A 19,695-nucleotide genomic window follows, 5' to 3' on the forward strand; every position below is an offset into this window, starting at 1 on the left:
ATGTTGCAACCAAAGCGTACAAAATTCCGCAAGCAGATGACTGGCCACAACCGTGGTCTGGCACTGCGCGGTAGCAAAGTCAGCTTCGGCGAATTCGCCCTGAAAGCTGTTGCTCGCGGTCGCCTCACCGCTCGCCAGATCGAGTCCGCACGTCGTGCGCTGACCCGTCACGTAAAGCGTGGCGGTAAGATCTGGATCCGTGTGTTCCCGGACAAGCCGATCTCCAAGAAGCCTCTTGAGGTTCGTATGGGTAAAGGTAAGGGCTCCGTGGAATACTGGGTTGCCCAGATCCAGCCAGGCAAAGTCCTGTACGAGATCGAGGGTGTTTCTGAAGAGCTGGCGCGCGAAGCTTTCGCCCTGGCTGCTGCAAAGCTGCCTCTCGCCACCTCCTTTGTTAAGCGGACGGTGATGTGATGAAAGCGAATGAACTTCGTGAAAAATCGGCACAGCAACTGAACGAGCAACTGCTCGGCTTGCTGCGCGACCAGTTCAATCTGCGTATGCAGAAAGCAACTGGCCAGTTGGGGCAGTCGCACCTGCTCTCGCAAGTTAAGCGTGACATCGCTCGCGTGAAAACTGTGCTCAACCAGCAGGCAGGTAAGTGATCATGGCTGAAGCTGAAAAAACCGTCCGTACGCTGACTGGCCGTGTCGTCAGCGACAAAATGGACAAGACCATCACCGTTCTGATCGAGCGTCGCGTAAAGCACCCGATCTACGGTAAATACGTTAAGCGTTCGACTAAGCTGCACGCGCACGACGAAGCCAACCAGTGCAAGATCGGCGACAAGGTTTCCATCCGTGAAACCCGTCCGCTGGCCAAGACCAAGTCCTGGGCACTGGTTGAAGTCCTCGAACGCGCTGTTGAAGTCTAAGGGCTAGGGGTCGGAGAAATTTTATGATTCAGACTCAATCCATGCTCGATGTGGCCGATAACAGCGGCGCTCGTCGCGTCATGTGCATCAAGGTACTCGGTGGTTCGCACCGCCGTTACGCTGGCATCGGTGACATCATCAAAGTAACCGTCAAGGAAGCAATTCCGCGCGGTAAGGTCAAAAAAGGCCAGGTGATGACTGCTGTTGTCGTTCGTACCCGTCACGGTGTACGTCGCGCTGACGGTTCCATCATTCGTTTCGACGGCAACGCTGCTGTTCTGCTGAACAACAAGCAAGAGCCGATCGGCACTCGCATCTTCGGGCCAGTGACCCGTGAACTTCGTACTGAGAAGTTCATGAAGATCGTCTCGCTCGCCCCTGAAGTGCTGTAAGGAGATCCGACATGCAAAAGATTCGTCGTGACGACGAGATCATCGTGATCGCCGGCAAAGACAAAGGTAAGCGCGGTAAGGTGCTGAAGGTTCTGGCTGATGACCGTCTGGTTATCGGTGGCGTGAACCTGGTTAAGCGTCATACCAAGCCTAACCCGATGGCGGGCGTTCAGGGCGGTATCGTCGAGAAAGAAGCGCCTCTGCACGCTTCCAACGTTGCCATCTTCAACGGCGAAACCAACAAGGCTGACCGCGTTGGTTTCAAAGTAGAAGACGGTAAGAAAATTCGTGTCTTCAAGTCGACCCAAAAAGCGGTTGATGCTTGAACACTGCTAGGTAGAAGACCATGGCACGACTGAAAGAGATTTACCGGAACGAAATCGCTCCTAAGCTTAAGGAAGAACTTAAGCTGTCGAACGTGATGGAAGTTCCGCGCGTTACCAAAATCACCCTGAACATGGGTCTGGGCGAAGCGATCGGCGACAAAAAAGTCATCGAGCACGCTGTAGCTGACCTGGAAAAGATCACCGGTCAAAAGCCGGTCGTGACTTTCGCTCGCAAATCCATCGCTGGCTTCAAAGTCCGCGAAGGATGGCCGATCGGCGTCAAGGTGACCCTGCGTAGCGACAAGATGTACGAATTCCTGGACCGCCTGCTGGCGATCTCCCTGCCTCGGGTTCGCGACTTCCGCGGCCTGAATGCCAAGTCCTTCGATGGCCGTGGCAACTACAGCATGGGCGTGAAAGAGCAGATCATCTTCCCGGAAATCGATTACGACAAGATCGATGCTCTGCGCGGTTTGGACATCACCCTGACCACCACTGCTCGTTCGGACGACGAAGGCCGCGCTCTGCTGCGTGCTTTCAAGTTCCCGTTCCGCAACTGATTGGAGTAGGAAAATGGCCAAGAAGAGCATGAAAAACCGCGAGCTGAAGCGTCAGCTCACGGTAGCCAAGTTCGCTAAGAAGCGTGCTGAGCTGAAAGCGACCATCGTCAACGTAAATGCCTCTCCAGAAGAGCGTTTCGCTGCCGTTGTCGCCCTGCAGAAGCAGCCACGTGATGCCAGCGCTGCGCGTCTGCGCAACCGTTGCCGCCTGACCGGTCGTCCTCACGGTGTATACCGTAAGTTCGGCCTGGGCCGTAACATGCTGCGTCAAGCTGCAATGCGCGGTGACGTACCAGGTCTGGTCAAGGCCTCCTGGTAAGCGCTGCCGGTGTGATCCCGGTGGAAGGGGAGCAATCTTCCGACCGCCGGTGACCTCGCCAACAAACAAGCCCCTATATGGGGCTTGTTTCGTTTCTGCCTTGTGTCTAGAATGACCGGCTCACCTGAGCCCGGGTTTTTTACCCAATCCGCTTAGGTGGTTGTCATAGCCGCAAGGCTAATAATTCTTGTATCAGGAGCATCTAGCCCATGAGTATGCAGGACCCGTTAGCGGACATGCTAACTCGCATCCGTAATGCCCAGATGGCTGAAAAGTCCGTCGTAAGCATGCCTTCGTCTACCCTGAAGGTCGCGGTTGCCAAAGTTCTGAAGGACGAAGGTTACATCGCTGGCTACCAGGTAACTGGTGAGGCCAAGCCTTCCCTGTCGATCGAACTGAAGTACTTCGAGGGCCGTCCGGTCATCGAGGAACTGAAGCGCTCCAGCCGTCCAGGCCTGCGCCAGTACAAGGCCGTCACTGATCTGCCGAAAGTTCGTGGCGGTCTGGGCGTGTCTATCGTCTCCACCAACAAAGGTGTGATGACTGATCGCGCTGCGCGCGCTGCCGGTGTCGGCGGCGAAGTTCTGTGCACAGTGTTCTAAGGGGGGATAGACATGTCTCGCGTCGCTAAGAACCCCGTTAAGCTGCCATCCGGTGTCGAAGTTAAATTCGCCGGCCAGCAGCTTTCGGTGAAGGGTGCCAAAGGCACTCTCGAACTGAACGTTCACTCGTCTGTTGAAGTTACCGAAGAGTCTGGTGAGCTGCGTTTCGTCGCTCGCAATGGTGACCAGCAAGCTCGTGCCATGGCCGGTACTACCCGTGCTCTGGTCAACAACATGGTCCAAGGCGTAAGCCAAGGCTTCGAGCGTAAGCTCCAGCTGGTCGGTGTTGGTTACAAGGCACAGGCTAAAGGCACCGTCCTGAACCTGGCCCTGGGCTTCTCTCACCCAGTGGACTACGAACTGCCAGCCGGTATCACCGCTGAAACGCCTAGCCAGACCGACATCCTGATCAAGGGTATCGATAAGCAACTGGTAGGTCAGGTGGCCGCTGAAATCCGCGACTTCCGTCCACCAGAGCCTTACAAAGGCAAAGGTGTGCGTTACGCGGACGAAGTAGTCCGTCGTAAAGAAGCCAAGAAGAAGTAGGGCCTAGTAAATGACCGACAAAAAAGTTATTCGACTGCGTCGCGCTCGCAAAGCACGTCTCAAGATGCACGAACTCGAAGTCGTGCGCCTGTGCGTGTTCCGCTCCTCGCAGCACATCTACGCCCAGGTCATTTCGGCCGACGGCAGCAAGGTTCTGGCAAGCGCCTCGACCTTGGACAAAGACCTGCGTGATGGCGCCACTGGCAACATCGACGCGGCCACTAAGGTTGGCAAGCTGGTAGCTGAGCGTGCGAAAGCCGCCGGTGTATCTCAAGTTGCCTTTGACCGTTCCGGCTTCAAGTACCATGGCCGCGTCAAAGCGCTGGCTGATGCTGCTCGTGAAGGCGGGCTGGAGTTCTAAGTTATGGCAAATAACGATCAAAAGCGCGACGAAGGCTACATCGAGAAGCTGGTTCAGGTTAACCGCGTTGCCAAGACCGTAAAAGGCGGCCGTATCTTCACTTTCACCGCGTTGACCGTGGTTGGTGATGGTAAAGGTCGTGTCGGCTTCGGCCGTGGCAAATCGCGCGAAGTACCTGCTGCGATCCAGAAAGCCATGGAAGCTGCTCGCCGCAACATGATCCAGGTTGACCTGAAGGGCACCACCCTGCAGTACGCCACCAAGGCCGCCCACGGCGCCTCGAAGGTTTACATGCAGCCTGCCTCGGAAGGTACCGGTATCATCGCCGGTGGCGCCATGCGTGCTGTCCTGGAAGTTGCTGGTGTTCAGAACGTCCTGGCCAAGTGCTACGGTTCGACCAACCCAGTGAACGTGGTTTACGCCACCTTCAAGGGTCTGAAAGCCATGCAATCTCCTGAATCCATTGCTGCCAAGCGCGGCAAGAGCGTTGAGGAGATCTTCTGATCATGGCAACCGTAAAAGTAACGCTGATCAAGAGCGTCTCGGGCCGTCTGCCTAACCACAAACTGTGTGTTAAGGGCCTGGGTCTGCGTCGCATCGGTCACACTGTAGAAGTCCAGGATACTCCCGAGAATCGCGGGATGATCAACAAGGCTTACTACATGCTGCGCGTCGAGGGTTAATCGATGAAACTCAATGATCTGAGTCCAGCGCCGGGTTCCCGTCGCGAAAAGCATCGTCCGGGTCGTGGTATCGGTAGCGGTCTGGGTAAGACTGGCGGCCGTGGTCACAAAGGTCAGACCTCCCGTTCGGGTGGTTCGATCGCTCCGGGCTTCGAAGGCGGTCAACAGCCGCTGCACCGTCGTCTGCCGAAGTTCGGCTTCGTTTCCCTGAAAGCCATGGATCGCGCCGAAGTGCGTCTGTCCGAGCTGGCCAAAGTGGAAGGCGACGTGATCTCCGTGCAGTCCCTGAAGGATGCCAACGTGATCAACCAGCACATTCAGCGTGTGAAAATCATGCTGTCTGGCGAAGTTACTCGCGCAGTCACCATCAAGGGCATCGCAGCCACCAAGGGTGCGCGTGCGGCTATCGAAGCAGCTGGCGGCAAATTCGAGGAATAAATGGCTAAGCAAGGTGCTCTCTCTTCGCTCGGTAAGGGCGGGATGTCGGAACTCTGGGCTCGTCTGCGCTTTCTGTTCATGGCGATCATCGTCTATCGGATAGGTGCGCATATCCCGGTTCCTGGCATCAATCCAGACCGTCTGGCGGATCTGTTTCGGCAGAATGAGGGGACCATTCTTAGCTTGTTCAACATGTTTTCCGGTGGCGCGCTTGAGCGCATGAGCATCTTTGCACTGGGGATCATGCCGTACATTTCGGCATCGATCATCATGCAGCTGATGACGGCGGTCAGCCCGCAACTGGAGCAGTTGAAGAAGGAAGGTGAAGCTGGCCGTCGCAAGATCAGCCAGTACACCCGCTACGGCACCGTTATCCTGGCACTGGTTCAAGCCATTGGCATGTCCATTGGCCTGGCCAACCAGGGCGTGGCGTTTTCTGTGGGCCTGGGCTTCCATGTCGTCGCCGTCTCCACCTTCGTGGCTGGCGCGATGTTCATGATGTGGCTGGGCGAACAGATCACCGAGCGCGGTGTGGGCAACGGTATCTCGATGTTGATCTTCGCAGGTATCGTTGCCGGTCTTCCGAGAGCAATCGGGCAGTCTTTCGAGTCTGCACGCACAGGCGATATCAACATTTTCGCCCTGGTCGCAATCGGTTTGCTGGCAGTAGCGATTATCGGTTTCGTGGTGTTCATTGAGCGTGGTCAGCGTCGTATCGCCGTTCACTACGCCAAGCGTCAGCAGGGCCGCAAGGTCTTCGCTGCGCAGACTAGCCACTTGCCGCTGAAAGTGAACATGGCGGGGGTCATCCCGGCCATTTTCGCGAGCAGCATTCTGCTGTTCCCGGCTTCGCTGGGTGCCTGGTTCGGTCAGTCCGAAGGTATGGGCTGGCTGCAGGACATCTCGCAGTCGATCGCTCCTGGTCAGCCGTTGAACATTTTGCTGTTTAGTGCAGGGATCATTTTCTTCTGCTTCTTCTACACAGCGCTGATGTTCAACCCGAAAGACGTAGCGGAAAACCTGAAGAAGTCCGGTGCCTTTATTCCGGGTATCCGTCCTGGTGAGCAGTCGGCACGCTACATTGATGGCGTTCTGACTCGTTTGACCATGTTCGGTGCTCTTTACATGATGGCCGTCTGCCTTCTGCCCCAGTTCCTGGTGGTGGCAGCAAATGTGCCGTTCTACCTTGGCGGGACCTCGTTGCTGATTGTGGTAGTGGTTGTGATGGACTTCATGTCCCAAGTACAATCGCACCTCGTTTCGCACCAGTACGAATCCCTGATGAAGAAAGCCAACCTGAAAGGCTACGGTGGCAGCGGTTTGCTGCGCTGATACGCCCCTAAGGTTCGAGGAGTCGGTAATGAAAGTTCGTGCATCGGTGAAAAAGCTGTGCCGTAACTGCAAGATCATCCGTCGCGAAGGCGTCGTACGAGTGATCTGCAGCGCGGAACCGCGTCACAAACAGCGCCAAGGCTGAGTGTGATCTGCGCTTCAAACCCAGCAGCTAGTGTGCTGCTGGGTTGATTATTCGTTTCTACAGCGATATTATCTCGCGCCCTATTTCTTGGCTTCCGGGGCGTAGGTAGCTGTCAATTGGAGTCCCACTGAATGGCCCGTATTGCAGGCGTCAACATTCCAGATAACAAGCATACTGTTATCTCGCTGACCTACATCTATGGTGTCGGTCGCACAACTGCACAGAAGATCTGTGCAGACGCTGGTGTAAACCCAGCCGCTAAGATCAAGGATCTGAGCGACGAGCAAATCGAAACCCTGCGTGGCGAAGTCGCGAAGTTCACCACTGAAGGTGACCTGCGTCGTGACATCAACATGAAGATCAAGCGCTTGATGGACCTGGGTTGCTACCGCGGCCTGCGTCATCGTAAAGGTCTGCCGGTTCGCGGTCAGCGCACCAAGACCAACGCACGCACCCGTAAGGGCCCGCGTAAGCCGATCCGCAAGTAACCGCCCAGGAATATAGACATGGCAAAACCTGCTGCTCGTCCTCGTAAGAAAGTCAAAAAGACAGTGGTTGATGGCATCGCCCACATCCATGCGTCTTTCAACAACACCATCGTGACCATCACCGACCGTCAGGGCAATGCTTTGTCCTGGGCGACCTCCGGTGGTTCGGGTTTCCGTGGTTCGCGCAAATCCACCCCGTTCGCAGCTCAGATTGCTGCTGAGCGTGCTGGTCAAGCTGCGCTGGAATACGGTCTGAAGAACCTCGACGTCAACGTCAAGGGTCCAGGTCCAGGTCGTGAGTCCGCCGTTCGTGCATTGAACAGCTGCGGCTACAAGATCGCCAGCATCACCGACGTGACGCCAATCCCGCATAACGGGTGCCGTCCGCCGAAGAAGCGTCGCGTGTAATCAGGAGACAGAAGAATGGCACGTTACATTGGTCCAAAATGCAAACTGTCTCGTCGTGAAGGCACCGATCTGTTCCTGAAGAGCGGCGTTCGCGCTCTGGAATCGAAGTGCAACATCGAAGCAGCCCCAGGTATCCACGGCCAGCGCCGTGGCCGTCAGTCCGACTACGGCACCCAGCTGCGTGAGAAACAAAAAGTCCGTCGTATCTACGGTGTTCTGGAGCGTCAGTTCCGCGGTTACTACCAAGCTGCAGCCTCGAAAAAAGGCGCAACTGGTGAGAACCTGCTGCAACTGCTCGAGTGCCGTCTGGATAACGTCGTTTACCGTATGGGCTTCGGCTCGACTCGTTCCGAGTCGCGTCAGCTGGTTTCGCACAAAGCGATCAGCGTCAACGGTAAGACTGTAAACATTCCATCCTACCAAGTTCGTCCGGGTGACGTGGTCGCGGTCCGCGAGAAGTCGTTGGCTCAGCTGCGCATTGTTCAAGCCCTTGAACTGTGCGCCCAGCGTGGCCGCGTTGAGTGGGTTGACGTGGATGCTGCTAAAAAGTCGGGCGTTTTCAAGAACGTTCCTGCTCGCAGCGACCTGTCTGCCGACATCAACGAAAACCTGATTGTCGAGCTCTACTCCAAGTAAGGGCTAGAAAATAGGTGCATCCATGCAGATTTCGGTAAATGAGTTCCTGACTCCCCGCCATATTGATGTGCAGGTAGTCAGTCCGACCCGCGCTAAGATCACGCTCGAGCCTCTCGAGCGTGGTTTCGGCCATACCCTGGGCAACGCGCTGCGCCGCATCCTGTTGTCCTCCATGCCTGGCTGTGCAGTAGTCGAGGCCGAGATCGATGGCGTACTCCATGAGTACTCCGCGATCGAAGGTGTTCAGGAAGACGTAATTGAAATCCTGTTGAACCTGAAAGGCCTGGCTATCAAACTGCACGGTCGTGACGAAGTTACGCTGACCTTGTCGAAAAAGGGTTCGGGGGTGGTTACCGCTGCCGATATTCAGCTGGATCACGATGTCGAGATCGTCAACCCCGATCACGTAATCGCGAACCTGGCGTCGAACGGCGCCCTGAACATGAAGCTCACTGTAGCTCGTGGTCGTGGTTACGAGCCGGCCGACTCCCGTCAAACCGACGAAGACGAAAGCCGTAGCATTGGCCGTCTGCAGTTGGACGCTTCGTTCAGCCCGGTGCGTCGTATCGCCTATGTGGTCGAGAACGCCCGTGTTGAGCAGCGTACCAACTTGGACAAGCTGGTCATTGATCTGGAAACCAACGGCACCCTGGATCCTGAAGAGGCTATCCGCCGCGCTGCGACCATCCTGCAACAGCAGCTGGCCGCGTTCGTCGACCTCAAGGGTGACAGCGAGCCTGTCGTAGTCGAGCAGGAAGACGAGATCGATCCGATCCTGCTGCGTCCGGTTGACGACCTGGAACTGACTGTACGTTCGGCCAACTGCCTCAAGGCGGAGAACATCTACTACATCGGCGACCTGATTCAGCGTACCGAAGTAGAGCTGTTGAAGACTCCTAACCTGGGTAAGAAGTCCCTGACTGAAATCAAGGACGTGCTGGCCTCTCGTGGTCTGTCTCTCGGCATGCGCCTCGACAACTGGCCGCCTGCAAGTCTTAAGAAAGACGACAAGGCGACCGCCTGATCGTCGTAATCACCGAACGTAGTGTTTGGTAAGGAATGAATCATGCGTCATCGTAAAAGTGGACGTCACCTGAGCCGCACCAGCTCTCACCGCAAGGCTATGTTCCAGAACATGGCAGTGTCGCTGATCGAGCACGAGCTGATCAAAACCACCCTGCCGAAAGCCAAGGAACTGCGCCGCGTTGCCGAGCCGCTGATCACCCTGGCCAAGGAAGACAGCGTTGCTAACCGTCGTCTGGCCTTCGATCGTACCCGTTCGAAGTCCGCTGTTGGCAAACTGTTCAACGACCTGGGCAAGCGTTACGCCACCCGTCAGGGCGGCTACCTGCGCATCCTGAAGTGCGGTTTCCGCGCTGGCGACAACGCGCCTATGGCGTATGTCGAGCTGGTTGATCGTCCAGTCGGTGGTGCTGTAGAAGCTGCCGAGTAAGACGTTCTGTCTGCTACAAAAAACCGGGCCTAGTGCCCGGTTTTTTGTTTGTTTATGTATTGTTTATTTCTATTGATACAAGTCATGTAATGAATTTGTTCTGTGGTAACCGCTCGTCAATACTCCTTCTCAAGCCGATTAGCCGGCGCTTGAAGACTGATATGGAGAGCCCATGAGCAAGATTCTCACTACCGCTAGCGGTGCACCTGTAGCTGACAACCAGAATTCCCGGTCTGCCGGCCCGCGCGGCCCGTTACTGCTCGATGACTTCCATCTGATCGAGAAGCTCGCCCATTTCAACCGAGAGAACATTCCTGAGCGCCGGGTACACGCTAAGGGTTCGGGCGCCTACGGCACTTTTACGGTCACCCGCGATATCACCGGTTACACCAGCGCCAAGCTGTTCGAACAGATCGGTAAGCAGACCGAGACCTTCCTGCGCTTCTCTACCGTTGGTGGTGAGCGCGGCTCCGCCGATACTGAGCGTGATCCGCGCGGTTTCGCAGTTAAGTTCTACACCGAGGAAGGCAACTGGGACATCGTCGGCAACAATACGCCGGTGTTCTTTATCCGCGACCCACTTAAGTTCCCAGACTTCATCCACACCCAGAAGCGCCACCCACAATCCAACCTGAAGAACGCGCAGATGATGTGGGACTTCTGGTCGCACTCGCCCGAGGCCTTGCACCAGGTCACCATCCTCTTCTCCGACCGCGGCATTCCGGACGGTTACAGGCACATGCACGGCTTTGGCAGCCACACCTACAGCCTGATCAATGCCGAGGGTGAGCGTACCTGGGTTAAATGGCACTTCAAGACCCAGCAAGGCATCAAAAACCTCGCCCCGGCAGATGCCGCGCGCCTGGCAGGTACCGACCCCGACTACGCCCAGCGTGACCTGTTTGCGGCCATCGAGCGTGGCGATTACCCACGTTGGACTGTATGTGTTCAGGTGATGAGCGAAGCCGAGGCTGCCAGCCGGGATGAAAACCCCTTTGACGTGACCAAGACCTGGTCGCAAAAGAACTACCCGCTGATTGAGGTAGGTGTGCTGGAGCTGAACCGTAACCCGCTCAACTACTTCGCCGAGGTTGAGCAGGCGGCGTTTGGCCCGAGCAACATGGTGCCAGGTGTCGGCCTGTCGCCGGATCGCATGCTACAAGGCCGGGTATTCGCCTACGCTGATGCGCATCGCTACCGGGTAGGCACCAATCACCAGCAGCTACCGGTGAATGCGCCGCGCTGCCCGCTCAACAGTTATCAGCGCGATGGCTCGATGGCCACCGGCAGTTACGGTAATGCGGCGAACTACGAGCCCAACAGCTACGCCGATGCACCGAAACAGTCGCCACGCCATGCCGAGCCAGCGTTGGCCCTGAAGGGGGTTGCCGATCGCTACGACCACCGCGAGGACACCGATTACTACAGCCACGCCGGCGCGCTGTTCCGCCTGATGGACGATGAGCAGCAAGCCCTGTTGATCAACAACATTGCGGGAGCCATGGCAGGCGTCAGCGAAGATGTGATTCAGCGCCAGCTGCAGTATTTCTTCAAGGCCGACCCAGCCTACGGCGAAGGGGTTGCCCAGGCTCTGGGCATTAACATCGCCTAAGTCGAAGTGATAAGAAGAACCGCCCTCATTTGGGCGGTTTTTCAATGAATATCACTACTGTTTAACCGATTTTTTGCCTCTAATTGCGCGTTTTTCAGTGACCGTAGGCAAAAGCTGGTTCACACTATCTGGCATAGACGTTTTCAAATGGAGAATCAGGGCGATGCAAGGCCACCCAGACGTAATCAACTACCTCGTCACGCTGCTGAAGGGCGAACTGGCGGCACGCGACCAGTACTTCATTCATTCGCGCATGTACGAAGACTGGGGGCTGTCCAAGCTGTACGAGCGCATCAACCACGAGATGGAAGAGGAGACGCAACACGCTGATGCGCTGATGCGCCGAATCCTCATGCTGGAAGGAACCCCAGACATGCGCGCGGATGATCTGGAAGTGGGCAGTACCGTGCCGGAGATGATCGCGGCTGACCTCAAGCTTGAGTACAAGGTGCGTGGTGCGCTGTGCAAAGGTATCGAGCTGTGCGAGCTGCACAAGGATTACATCAGCCGTGACATCCTGCGTGCGCAGTTGGCCGATACCGAAGAAGATCACACCTATTGGCTGGAGAAGCAGCAGGGCTTGATCAAGGCCATTGGCCTGCAAAACTACCTGCAATCGCAGATGTAAATGCTGGGGGCTGCAAAAGCAGCCCCCATTGCCGTCAAGCCCGATCTCGCTCTAGCAGCGGTTTCAGGTAATGCCCGGTATATGACTGCTTCATCTCGCTCAGCTCTTCTGGTGTACCGCAGGCAATGATCTGCCCACCCTTGGAGCCACCCTCTGGCCCCAGGTCCACCAGCCAGTCAGCGGTCTTGATCACATCCAGGTTGTGCTCGATCACCACCACGGTATTGCCGTGGTCGCGCAGGCGATGCAGCACGTCCAGCAGTTGCTGGATATCGGCAAAGTGCAGGCCGGTGGTTGGCTCGTCGAGGATGTACAGGGTTTTGCCAGTATCGCGTTTGGACAGCTCGCGCGACAGCTTCACCCGTTGCGCCTCACCGCCGGACAGTGTGGTCGCCGATTGCCCCAGCTTGATGTACGACAGCCCCACGTCCATCAACGTCTGCAGCTTGCGCGCCAACGCCGGCACTGCATCGAAGAACTCGCGGGCATCCTCGATGGTCATCTCCAGCACCTCGTGAATGTTCTTGCCTTTGTACTTGATCTCAAGGGTTTCACGGTTGTAGCGCTTGCTCTTGCACACGTCGCACGGTACGTAGATGTCCGGCAAAAAGTGCATTTCCACCTTGATCAGACCATCGCCCTGGCAGGCCTCGCAACGGCCACCCTTGACGTTGAACGAGAAACGCCCAGGGCCATAACCGCGCGAACGCGACTCTGGCACGCCGGAGAACAGTTCGCGGATCGGGGTGAAGATGCCGGTATAGGTTGCCGGGTTCGAGCGCGGAGTGCGGCCGATTGGGCTCTGGTCGATATCGACCACCTTGTCCAGGTGCTGCAGGCCATCCATGCTGGCATGCGGCGCCGCTTCCAGGCTGCTTGCGCCATTTAGCGCGGTGGCGGCCAGCGGGTACAGGGTATTGTTGATCAGCGTCGATTTGCCCGAGCCGGACACTCCGGTCACGCAGGTCAGCAGGCCGATCGGGACTTCAAGGTCGACGTTCTGCAGGTTGTTGCCGCGCGCGCCCTTGAGCTTGAGCTGCAGCTTCTTGTTGCGTGGCGTGCGCTTGGCCGGGACGACAATTTTCTTACGCCCGGACAGGTACATGCCGGTCAGCGAGTCAGGGTGGTCCATGACTTCCTGAGGCGAGCCCTCGGCAACGATCTGCCCGCCGTGTACACCGGCCCCCGGGCCGATATCCACCACGTAGTCGGCCAGGCGGATGGCGTCCTCGTCGTGTTCCACCACGATTACCGTATTGCCCAGATCGCGCAGGTGATTGAGGGTGGCCAGCAGGCGGTCGTTGTCACGCTGGTGAAGGCCGATGGACGGCTCATCGAGGATGTACATTACCCCCACCAGGCCGGCGCCGATCTGGCTGGCCAGGCGGATACGCTGCGCTTCGCCACCCGAAAGGGTATCGGCGCTGCGGTCCAGGGTCAGGTAGTCGAGGCCGACGTTGATCAGGAATTGCAGGCGCTCGCAGATTTCCTTGAGGATCTTCGCCGCAATTTCACCGCGGCGGCCGGTCAGGGTCAGTTCGCCGAAGTAATTGCTGGCTTCACCGATCGGCAGGTTGGTCACTGCCGGTAAGGTCTTCTCACCGACCCACACATGGCGCGCCTCGCGCCGCAGGCGGGTGCCGCGGCAATCTGGGCAAGGCTGGGTGCCGAGGAACTTGGCCAGCTCTTCACGCACGGTGGCCGATTCGGTCTCGCGGTAGCGGCGCTCCAGGTTCGGCACGATGCCTTCGAACGGGTGCGAGCGCTTGACGATATCGCCACGGTCATTGAGGTACTTGAAGTCGACACTCTGCTTGCCACTGCCCTGCAGGATCACCTTTTGGTGCTCAGCCGACAGCTCGCCGAACGGTTCCTCAAGGCTGAAGCCGTAATGCGCGGCCAACGAGCCGAGCATCTGGAAGTAGTACACGTTGCGCCGGTCCCAGCCGCGGATCGCGCCTTCGGCCAGGGTGAGCTCGGCATTGACCAGGCGCTTGGTGTCGAAGAACTGCTTCACCCCCAAGCCATCGCAGGTTGGGCACGCGCCAGCGGGGTTGTTGAAGGAGAACAGCTTTGGCTCCAGCTCACTGATGGCATGCCCGCACACCGGGCAGGCGAAGCGCGCGGAGAAGATCATTTCTTCGCCCGGTTCGTCGTCCATCGGCGCCACCAGAGCGATGCCGTCGGCCAGCTTGAGCGCCGTCTCGAATGACTCGGCCAAGCGCTGCTGCAGGTCGGCGCGGACCTTGAAACGGTCCACCACCACATCGATGCTGTGCTTCTTCTGCTTGTCCAGCTTGGGCAGTTCGTCGAGTTCGTAGAGTTTGCCGTTGACCCGAGCCCGCACAAAACCTTGGGCGCGCAACTCGTCGAATACCGCCAGGTGCTCGCCCTTACGTTCGCGTATTACCGGTGCCAGCAGCATCAGCTTGCTACCTTCCGGGCGCTCTAGGACCAAGTCGACCATCTGGCTGATCGTTTGCGCTTCCAGCGGGATATCGTGGTCCGGGCAGCGCGGGGTACCAACGCGCGCATAGAGCAGGCGCAGGTAGTCGTAGATTTCGGTAATGGTGCCAACCGTGGAGCGTGGGTTGTGCGAGGTCGACTTCTGCTCGATGGAAATGGCCGGCGACAGGCCTTCGATGGTGTCGACGTCAGGCTTTTCCATCATCGACAGGAACTGCCGGGCATAGGCCGACAGCGATTCCACATAGCGGCGCTGGCCTTCGGCGTATAGGGTGTCGAACGCCAGGGACGACTTACCGGAGCCGGACAGGCCGGTGATCACGATCAGCTTGTCCCGGGGCAGGGTCAGGTCGATGTTCTTCAGGTTGTGGGTACGTGCCCCACGAATCAGGATCTTGTCCACTGCGGCCTCGCTCGGCGGGCATAAACAAAGAAGTATACGGCGCGCTGCCAGTACGCGGCAAAGCGTCGCGTAGATGCCGTCAAGCTGTCGGACTGGTAGAATCGCCGCCGGTTCACACGAGGTTAATCCATGCAAGACACCCACAACGAGCGCATGAGTGGCAGCGAAACCCGCGCCGCTAGCGGCCTTGCCCTGGTCTTTGCCTTTCGTATGCTGGGCATGTTCATGGTCTTGCCGGTGCTGGCCACTTACGGCATGGACCTGGCTGGTGCCACGCCTGCGCTGATTGGCCTGGCCATCGGTGCCTATGGCCTGACCCAGGCGGTACTGCAGATCCCATTCGGGATGATTTCCGACCGCATCGGTCGCCGGCCGGTGATTTACCTGGGGCTGGTGATCTTTGCCCTGGGCAGTGTGCTTGCGGCCCAGGCCGACTCCATCTGGGGGGTGATCGCCGGGCGCATCCTGCAGGGCGCCGGGGCGATTTCTGCCGCGGTCATGGCGCTGTTGTCCGACCTCACCCGCGAGCAACACCGGACCAAAGCCATGGCCATGATCGGCATGAGCATCGGCCTGTCGTTCGCTGTCGCCATGGTGGTGGGGCCATTGCTGACAAGTGCCTTTGGTTTGTCAGGATTGTTCCTGGCCACGGCAGGACTTGCCCTGATCGGCATCCTGCTGATCGCCTTTGTCGTGCCCAACACCCACAGCATCCTGCAGCACCGCGAGTCGGGTGTGGCGCGTCAGGCCATCGGCCCGACCCTGCGCCATCCGGACCTTCTGCGCCTGGACCTGGGCATTTTCATTTTGCATGCCATCCTCATGGCCAGCTTCGTCGCGCTGCCACTGGCCTTCGTCGAGCGTGGCGGCCTGCCGAAGGAGCAGCATTGGTGGGTGTACCTGACCGCGTTGTTCATCTCATTTTTTGCAATGGTCCCGTTCATCATCTATGGCGAAAAAAAGCGCAAGATGAAACGCGTGCTTGCTGGAGCGGTCAGTGTGTTGCTGTTGGTGGAGGTGTTCTTCTGGCAGTGGGCTGACGGTTTGCGCGGACTGGTAGTCGGCACCGTGGTATTCTTTACTGCATTCAACTTGCTGGAGGCATCGCTGCCTTCGCTGGTGAGCAAGGTGTCGCCTGCGGGTGGCAAGGGGACGGCGATGGGGGTGTATTCCACCAGCCAGTTCCTCGGTGCCGCGCTGGGCGGCATCCTTGGTGGCTGGTTGTTCCAACACGGCGGGCTGAACATGGTGTTCCTCGGGTGTGCGGTACTGTGTGCCATCTGGTTGGTCGTCGCCTTGCGCATGAACGAGCCGCCCTATGTGACCAGCCTGCGCATGCCGCTGACGCCAGAGGCAGTTCGGGAAGCCGGCCTGACCGAGCGCCTGATGGCCGTGCCGGGTGTGACCGACGCCGTCGTGGTGGCAGAAGAAGCCGCCATCTATATCAAACTGGATACGAAAATTTTGGACCGTACGACCCTCGAGCGCCTGGTGAACCCAGCCTCTTCGGCGTGCGAAGCCTAGGAGAACGTTATGGCCCGTGGGGTTAACAAAGTCATTCTGGTCGGTACCTGTGGCCAGGATCCCGAAGTCCGCTACCTGCCCAACGGTAATGCCGTGACCAACCTGAGCCTGGCTACCAGCGAGCAGTGGACCGACAAGCAGTCGGGCCAGAAGGTCGAGCGTACCGAGTGGCACCGTGTGTCGCTGTTCGGCAAGGTTGCCGAAATTGCCGGCGAATACCTGCGCAAGGGTTCGCAGTGCTACATCGAAGGCAAGCTGCAGACCCGCGAGTGGGAAAAAGACGGTATCAAGCGCTACACCACCGAGATCATCGTCGACATCAACGGCACCATGCAGCTGCTTGGCGGACGTCCACAGGGCCAGCAGCAGGGCGGTGATCCGTACAACCAGGGTGGTGGCAACTACAACCAAGGTGGCGGCCAGCAGCAACAGTACAACCAAGCCCCGCCACGCCAACAGGCTCAGCGCCCACAGCAGGCCCCTCAGCGCCCGGCGCCGCAGCAGCCTGCTCCGCAACCGGCTGCTGACTTCGACAGCTTCGATGACGATATTCCGTTCTGATCAGAGCGGCCAGTCGTTTGGCAAGATCAAAAACCCAGGGCAGCTGCCCTGGGTTTTTTTATGGGCAGCCATCCTGTGTAGGAGGTTTCTGAAATAGCTGGTGTTGTGACTGCTCCCTCACTGCGATATTCAGGTGGTAGGCGTGAGCCTGGTGTTGGCGGGTGCCGTTCTGCTGCACCTCTTTGGGTGATACCAAGACGTTCAGGTTCTGCGGCTATCTGAACCATGGCGCGGGCCCTGTAGGAGCGGGTTCACCCGCGAATGCTGCAGTGGGTTTACCGACGCATTCGCGGGCAAGCCCACCTACAGCTACAGCGTGATCTCACCGGCAGCGCAGTTCAGGTACTTGTAGGAGCGGCCTTGTGTTGCGAAAGGGGCGCAAAGTGCCCCCCAAAATGGCACCGCAGCTCCAGTACCAGGCCTGCTCAATAGAACAACCGCGGCTCCGGCGAATCCAGCAGGCTGACCAGCTTGGTCAGGGCAAAGGCCAGTTCCTCGCGCTTGGGGGCCATCAAGGCGATACGCACGCCGCAGGCGGCGTGGCTGCGTTCCGGCAGGAACTGGCTGCCACTGACTACCGTGACGCCATTGTCGCGTGCCAGATTGGCGAATTCGTCGCTGGTCCAGGGCTCCGGTAACTCCAACCAGATATGGAAGCTGTTGGGCTGGCTGCGGATCTTGTACTTGCCGAATATCTCCTGGGCCATTTGCTGGCGCGCGGCTGCCTCGTGCTGCTGGGCACGCACCAGCTGGTCGGCCATGCCGCTGTTGATCAGGTTACTGGCTAATTGAGCCATCAACGGTGATGGCATCCACACGCTGCTGCGAACCATGGACGATAGCCGCGAGAGGGTTTGCGGTGGGGCGTACAGGTAACCGATGCGCAGTGCCGGCAGCACGCTCTTGGACAGGCTGGTGAGGTACACCGAGCGTTCAGGCGCATAGGCGGCCAGTGGCTTGTAATCCGGTGCGGGCTCGAGAAAACCGTAGATATCGTCATCGACGATGAACAGGTCGAATTCGCGGGCAATCTCTGCGATGGCCTGGCGCCGCGCGTGGGGCATGACCGAATTGGTCGGGTTCTGGTGGGTAGTGACGCACACCAGCAGGGCAGGGCGGTGCTCCAAGCAGGCCGCGCGCAATGCCTCGGGAATCAAACCGTGCTCATCCATGGCTACGCCGCGCAGACGGCGGCCCATGCTGTGCGCCAGGGAGATGATACCCGGGTAGCAGAGCGACTCGCACAGCACCACATCGTCGCTGTTCGACAGGCTGCTGATGGCCACCAGCAGGCCGTGCTGGGCCCCCGAAGTCAGTACTACCTGCTGCCAGCGCGCCTCGGGCAGCCAGCGCTGGATCCAAGCTGCACCGGCCTGCTTGTGGGTCGCGTGGCCGCCCTCGGTCACATAGTCGAGCACCTGCACCAGGTCGGGCGATGCAGCCAGTTCGTTGATCGCCCCGCGCAACCAGTCGGCCATGTGGGTATCGTTGGGCTTGATGATCGACAGGTCGATCTGGGCGCTCTCACGTCCGGGGGCCACGGGGTGCGGTTTGGCGGCTGGGGCAGGGTTGTGCAGGTGCGGTTGCGGCAGCACGAACGTGCCGCGACCCACTTCGCCCACCACCAGACCACGCTTGGCGGCTTCGTCATAGGCCCGCCCGATGGTGCCAGGGGTCACGTTCAGGGACTCGGCCAGGTCCTTGAGCGTCGGCAAACGTTCGCCAGCCGCCAGCCGGCCACTGGCAACGTCTTGCTCAAGGGCGTCGGCGATCATCAGGTAGACCGGCTGCGCCAGGTCGCTGTAGTGAGGAACCCACATGGAAATGGCACCAGTATTTGCGAGAACGCGGAAGCCTAGCACGAAAGGCCTGATGGGAGTAATTGTGATTGCTGCGCACTAATTGCCTTGATTGTATCGGTCGCATTCGCCATGCAGGTGCGTTGTCCGGCGAACTGTACGGGGCTAAGCATCGAGCCGTTGCCAGAAGGAAAAATTAATAAAATATATTAAATTCAAAAGCTTAACCGGCTTTTCAGTGCTCGTTTTGTTGACCTGTGAAGAAATTGATTGAATCGATTCTATTTCCATAAATACAATCATTGAATCGATTTAATTGGTCAGGGTAAGGGATGTGCCGCTATGGAGCTCTTAGGCAATTTCTGGGCGGAACACTGGTTGCTGGCGCTTTTCATGCTCGGGGCGATAGCCTTCGTTGCCGGCTTCGTCGACAGCATTGCCGGGGGCGGCGGGTTGTTCCTGGTGCCGGGCTTCCTGCTGGTGGGCATGCCCCCGCAAGTGGCCCTGGGCCAGGAAAAACTGGTCAGTACCCTCGGCACGCTGGCGGCGATCCGCAACTTTCTGGCCAACAGCAAGATGGTCTGGCAGGTGGCGCTGGTCGGTGTGCCGTTTTCGCTGCTTGGGGCCTACCTGGGCGCGCACCTGATCGTGTCGATTTCCCAGGAAACCGTGGGCAAGATCATTCTGGTGCTGATCCCCTTTGGCATCCTCATCTTCCTCACGCCCAAGGGTCGCACGGTCGAGGAGCGCGTACTGCCACCACGCATGCTGTTTACCGTGGTCCCGTTGACCTGCCTGGCCATCGGCTTCTATGACGGGTTCTTCGGCCCCGGTACTGGCAGCCTGTTCATCATCGCCTTTCATTACCTGCTGCGCATGGACCTGGTCTCCAGCTCGGCCAACTCCAAAACCTTTAACTTCGCCTCCAACATCGGCGCCCTTGTGGCCTTTGTCATCGCTGGCAAGGTCGTCTACCTGCTGGCGCTGCCGCTGGTGGCATGCAACATCCTCGGCAACCACCTTGGCAGCGCCCTGGCCCTGCGCAAGGGCAATGAGGTGGTACGCAAGGCATTGCTGTTCTCGATGCTCTGCCTGTTTGCCAGCCTGGGTGTGAAGTACCTGGTCTGACCCCATCCATA

Annotated in this window: 27 protein-coding genes; 25 read left to right on the top strand and 2 right to left on the bottom strand. The window is 58.4% G+C overall.

The features are described from left to right. From rplP to bfr, 22 genes are all read left to right on the top strand, one after another. On the top strand, positions 1-414 hold the full coding sequence (gene rplP / locus DV532_RS02435; RefSeq protein WP_003255479.1) for a 50S ribosomal protein L16: 414 nt from the start codon (positions 1-3) through the stop codon (positions 412-414). Beyond that, positions 414-605 (top strand): 50S ribosomal protein L29, encoded by a 192-nt coding sequence (gene rpmC, locus DV532_RS02440; RefSeq protein ID WP_002555481.1) that lies wholly within the window; start codon positions 414-416, stop codon positions 603-605. The genes rplP and rpmC overlap by 1 nt, the downstream gene beginning before the upstream one ends. A 2-nt stretch (positions 606-607) precedes the next feature. Next, the gene (rpsQ, locus tag DV532_RS02445; protein ID WP_003255478.1) at positions 608-874 is read left to right on the top strand and encodes a 30S ribosomal protein S17; all 267 of its coding nucleotides are present in this window, start codon (positions 608-610) and stop codon (positions 872-874) included. A gap of 23 nt (positions 875-897) precedes the next feature. Beyond that, positions 898-1,266 carry a 50S ribosomal protein L14 gene (gene rplN / locus DV532_RS02450; protein ID WP_002555479.1) on the top strand — a complete coding sequence of 123 codons (369 nt, stop codon included), beginning with the start codon at positions 898-900 and terminating at the stop codon, positions 1,264-1,266. 11 nt (positions 1,267-1,277) lie between these two features. Beyond that, positions 1,278-1,592, top strand: coding sequence for a 50S ribosomal protein L24 (rplX, locus tag DV532_RS02455; RefSeq protein ID WP_003255476.1), 315 nt, complete (start codon positions 1,278-1,280; stop codon positions 1,590-1,592). A gap of 20 nt (positions 1,593-1,612) precedes the next feature. Beyond that, complete coding sequence (gene rplE / locus DV532_RS02460) at positions 1,613-2,152, top strand: 50S ribosomal protein L5 (RefSeq protein ID WP_003255474.1); 540 nt, start codon at positions 1,613-1,615, stop codon at positions 2,150-2,152. Positions 2,153-2,165: 13 nt separating this feature from the next. After that, positions 2,166-2,471, top strand: coding sequence for a 30S ribosomal protein S14 (gene rpsN, locus DV532_RS02465; RefSeq protein WP_008089807.1), 306 nt, complete (start codon positions 2,166-2,168; stop codon positions 2,469-2,471). 209 nt (positions 2,472-2,680) lie between these two features. After that, positions 2,681-3,073, top strand: coding sequence for a 30S ribosomal protein S8 (rpsH, locus tag DV532_RS02470; RefSeq protein ID WP_003255471.1), 393 nt, complete (start codon positions 2,681-2,683; stop codon positions 3,071-3,073). Between the two features lie 12 nt (positions 3,074-3,085). Next, positions 3,086-3,619 (top strand): 50S ribosomal protein L6, encoded by a 534-nt coding sequence (gene rplF, locus DV532_RS02475; protein ID WP_003255469.1) that lies wholly within the window; start codon positions 3,086-3,088, stop codon positions 3,617-3,619. 10 nt (positions 3,620-3,629) lie between these two features. Next, the gene (gene rplR, locus DV532_RS02480) at positions 3,630-3,980 is read left to right on the top strand and encodes a 50S ribosomal protein L18 (RefSeq protein WP_003255467.1); all 351 of its coding nucleotides are present in this window, start codon (positions 3,630-3,632) and stop codon (positions 3,978-3,980) included. Between the two features lie 3 nt (positions 3,981-3,983). Beyond that, positions 3,984-4,484 (top strand): 30S ribosomal protein S5, encoded by a 501-nt coding sequence (gene rpsE, locus DV532_RS02485; protein WP_003255465.1) that lies wholly within the window; start codon positions 3,984-3,986, stop codon positions 4,482-4,484. A gap of 2 nt (positions 4,485-4,486) precedes the next feature. Continuing rightward, positions 4,487-4,663 (top strand): 50S ribosomal protein L30, encoded by a 177-nt coding sequence (rpmD, locus tag DV532_RS02490; protein ID WP_016393393.1) that lies wholly within the window; start codon positions 4,487-4,489, stop codon positions 4,661-4,663. A gap of 3 nt (positions 4,664-4,666) precedes the next feature. Beyond that, on the top strand, positions 4,667-5,101 hold the full coding sequence (gene rplO, locus DV532_RS02495; protein ID WP_003255461.1) for a 50S ribosomal protein L15: 435 nt from the start codon (positions 4,667-4,669) through the stop codon (positions 5,099-5,101). Next, entirely contained in the window at positions 5,102-6,433 is a 1,332-nt protein-coding gene (gene secY / locus DV532_RS02500; protein ID WP_003257108.1) for a preprotein translocase subunit SecY, read from the top strand. It begins immediately after the preceding gene. A 28-nt stretch (positions 6,434-6,461) separates the two neighbouring features. After that, complete coding sequence (gene rpmJ / locus DV532_RS02505) at positions 6,462-6,578, top strand: 50S ribosomal protein L36 (protein WP_002555468.1); 117 nt, start codon at positions 6,462-6,464, stop codon at positions 6,576-6,578. 131 nt (positions 6,579-6,709) lie between these two features. After that, positions 6,710-7,066 carry a 30S ribosomal protein S13 gene (gene rpsM / locus DV532_RS02510; RefSeq protein ID WP_003255457.1) on the top strand — a complete coding sequence of 119 codons (357 nt, stop codon included), beginning with the start codon at positions 6,710-6,712 and terminating at the stop codon, positions 7,064-7,066. 18 nt (positions 7,067-7,084) lie between these two features. After that, entirely contained in the window at positions 7,085-7,474 is a 390-nt protein-coding gene (gene rpsK, locus DV532_RS02515; protein WP_003255454.1) for a 30S ribosomal protein S11, read from the top strand. A 15-nt stretch (positions 7,475-7,489) separates the two neighbouring features. After that, positions 7,490-8,110, top strand: a complete 621-nt coding sequence (gene rpsD / locus DV532_RS02520; RefSeq protein WP_012270238.1) for a 30S ribosomal protein S4 — start codon at positions 7,490-7,492, stop codon at positions 8,108-8,110. 22 nt (positions 8,111-8,132) lie between these two features. Beyond that, positions 8,133-9,134 (top strand): DNA-directed RNA polymerase subunit alpha, encoded by a 1,002-nt coding sequence (rpoA, locus tag DV532_RS02525; protein ID WP_003255452.1) that lies wholly within the window; start codon positions 8,133-8,135, stop codon positions 9,132-9,134. A gap of 42 nt (positions 9,135-9,176) precedes the next feature. Next, on the top strand, positions 9,177-9,563 hold the full coding sequence (gene rplQ / locus DV532_RS02530) for a 50S ribosomal protein L17 (protein ID WP_003255451.1): 387 nt from the start codon (positions 9,177-9,179) through the stop codon (positions 9,561-9,563). Positions 9,564-9,735: 172 nt separating this feature from the next. After that, positions 9,736-11,175 carry a catalase gene (locus tag DV532_RS02535; RefSeq protein WP_056806906.1) on the top strand — a complete coding sequence of 480 codons (1,440 nt, stop codon included), beginning with the start codon at positions 9,736-9,738 and terminating at the stop codon, positions 11,173-11,175. 163 nt (positions 11,176-11,338) lie between these two features. After that, the gene (gene bfr / locus DV532_RS02540; protein WP_056806909.1) at positions 11,339-11,803 is read left to right on the top strand and encodes a bacterioferritin; all 465 of its coding nucleotides are present in this window, start codon (positions 11,339-11,341) and stop codon (positions 11,801-11,803) included. Between the two features lie 34 nt (positions 11,804-11,837). Here the strand turns inward: bfr and uvrA are convergent, their stop codons facing one another. Beyond that, positions 11,838-14,672, bottom strand: coding sequence for an excinuclease ABC subunit UvrA (gene uvrA / locus DV532_RS02545; RefSeq protein WP_056806915.1), 2,835 nt, complete (start codon positions 14,670-14,672; stop codon positions 11,838-11,840). 129 nt (positions 14,673-14,801) lie between these two features. Here uvrA and DV532_RS02550 point away from each other — a divergent pair, with 129 nt between their 5' ends. Beyond that, a complete protein-coding gene (locus DV532_RS02550) occupies positions 14,802-16,196 on the top strand; it encodes an MFS transporter (RefSeq protein WP_056806918.1) in 1,395 nt (464 codons plus the stop codon). A gap of 9 nt (positions 16,197-16,205) precedes the next feature. Then, on the top strand, positions 16,206-16,757 hold the full coding sequence (locus DV532_RS02555; protein WP_016497749.1) for a single-stranded DNA-binding protein: 552 nt from the start codon (positions 16,206-16,208) through the stop codon (positions 16,755-16,757). Between the two features lie 425 nt (positions 16,758-17,182). Here the strand turns inward: DV532_RS02555 and DV532_RS02560 are convergent, their stop codons facing one another. Further along, positions 17,183-18,577, bottom strand: coding sequence for a PLP-dependent aminotransferase family protein (locus tag DV532_RS02560; protein ID WP_056806921.1), 1,395 nt, complete (start codon positions 18,575-18,577; stop codon positions 17,183-17,185). A 321-nt stretch (positions 18,578-18,898) separates the two neighbouring features. Here DV532_RS02560 and DV532_RS02565 point away from each other — a divergent pair, with 321 nt between their 5' ends. Next, a complete protein-coding gene (locus tag DV532_RS02565; RefSeq protein WP_056806923.1) occupies positions 18,899-19,684 on the top strand; it encodes a TSUP family transporter in 786 nt (261 codons plus the stop codon). Positions 19,685-19,695: the final 11 nt, after the last annotated feature.

The sequence above is a fragment of the Pseudomonas sp. Leaf58 genome (genome assembly GCF_003627215.1).
In the GTDB taxonomy this organism is placed as follows: domain Bacteria; phylum Pseudomonadota; class Gammaproteobacteria; order Pseudomonadales; family Pseudomonadaceae; genus Aquipseudomonas.

Excerpts from the sequence above, each read along its gene's own strand:
- rpsD (WP_012270238.1), top strand. The coding sequence starts at position 7,490 with ATGGCACGTTACATTGGTCCAAAATGCAAACTGTCTCGTCGTGAAGGC.
- rpsE (WP_003255465.1), top strand. The coding sequence starts at position 3,984 with ATGGCAAATAACGATCAAAAGCGCGACGAAGGCTACATCGAGAAGCTG.
- rpmJ (WP_002555468.1), top strand. The coding sequence starts at position 6,462 with ATGAAAGTTCGTGCATCGGTGAAAAAGCTGTGCCGTAACTGCAAGATC.
- rplP (WP_003255479.1), top strand. The coding sequence starts at position 1 with ATGTTGCAACCAAAGCGTACAAAATTCCGCAAGCAGATGACTGGCCAC.
- rplF (WP_003255469.1), top strand. The coding sequence starts at position 3,086 with ATGTCTCGCGTCGCTAAGAACCCCGTTAAGCTGCCATCCGGTGTCGAA.
- rpsK (WP_003255454.1), top strand. The coding sequence starts at position 7,085 with ATGGCAAAACCTGCTGCTCGTCCTCGTAAGAAAGTCAAAAAGACAGTG.
- rplO (WP_003255461.1), top strand. The coding sequence starts at position 4,667 with ATGAAACTCAATGATCTGAGTCCAGCGCCGGGTTCCCGTCGCGAAAAG.
- rplN (WP_002555479.1), top strand. The coding sequence starts at position 898 with ATGATTCAGACTCAATCCATGCTCGATGTGGCCGATAACAGCGGCGCT.
- rplQ (WP_003255451.1), top strand. The coding sequence starts at position 9,177 with ATGCGTCATCGTAAAAGTGGACGTCACCTGAGCCGCACCAGCTCTCAC.
- DV532_RS02560 (WP_056806921.1), bottom strand. The coding sequence starts at position 18,577 with ATGTGGGTTCCTCACTACAGCGACCTGGCGCAGCCGGTCTACCTGATG.
- DV532_RS02565 (WP_056806923.1), top strand. The coding sequence starts at position 18,899 with ATGGAGCTCTTAGGCAATTTCTGGGCGGAACACTGGTTGCTGGCGCTT.
- rplE (WP_003255474.1), top strand. The coding sequence starts at position 1,613 with ATGGCACGACTGAAAGAGATTTACCGGAACGAAATCGCTCCTAAGCTT.
- bfr (WP_056806909.1), top strand. The coding sequence starts at position 11,339 with ATGCAAGGCCACCCAGACGTAATCAACTACCTCGTCACGCTGCTGAAG.
- DV532_RS02555 (WP_016497749.1), top strand. The coding sequence starts at position 16,206 with ATGGCCCGTGGGGTTAACAAAGTCATTCTGGTCGGTACCTGTGGCCAG.
- rpsN (WP_008089807.1), top strand. The coding sequence starts at position 2,166 with ATGGCCAAGAAGAGCATGAAAAACCGCGAGCTGAAGCGTCAGCTCACG.
- DV532_RS02550 (WP_056806918.1), top strand. The coding sequence starts at position 14,802 with ATGCAAGACACCCACAACGAGCGCATGAGTGGCAGCGAAACCCGCGCC.
- rplX (WP_003255476.1), top strand. The coding sequence starts at position 1,278 with ATGCAAAAGATTCGTCGTGACGACGAGATCATCGTGATCGCCGGCAAA.
- rpmC (WP_002555481.1), top strand. The coding sequence starts at position 414 with ATGAAAGCGAATGAACTTCGTGAAAAATCGGCACAGCAACTGAACGAG.
- rpoA (WP_003255452.1), top strand. The coding sequence starts at position 8,133 with ATGCAGATTTCGGTAAATGAGTTCCTGACTCCCCGCCATATTGATGTG.
- rpsQ (WP_003255478.1), top strand. The coding sequence starts at position 608 with ATGGCTGAAGCTGAAAAAACCGTCCGTACGCTGACTGGCCGTGTCGTC.
- rpmD (WP_016393393.1), top strand. The coding sequence starts at position 4,487 with ATGGCAACCGTAAAAGTAACGCTGATCAAGAGCGTCTCGGGCCGTCTG.
- DV532_RS02535 (WP_056806906.1), top strand. The coding sequence starts at position 9,736 with ATGAGCAAGATTCTCACTACCGCTAGCGGTGCACCTGTAGCTGACAAC.
- rplR (WP_003255467.1), top strand. The coding sequence starts at position 3,630 with ATGACCGACAAAAAAGTTATTCGACTGCGTCGCGCTCGCAAAGCACGT.
- rpsH (WP_003255471.1), top strand. The coding sequence starts at position 2,681 with ATGAGTATGCAGGACCCGTTAGCGGACATGCTAACTCGCATCCGTAAT.
- rpsM (WP_003255457.1), top strand. The coding sequence starts at position 6,710 with ATGGCCCGTATTGCAGGCGTCAACATTCCAGATAACAAGCATACTGTT.
- secY (WP_003257108.1), top strand. The coding sequence starts at position 5,102 with ATGGCTAAGCAAGGTGCTCTCTCTTCGCTCGGTAAGGGCGGGATGTCG.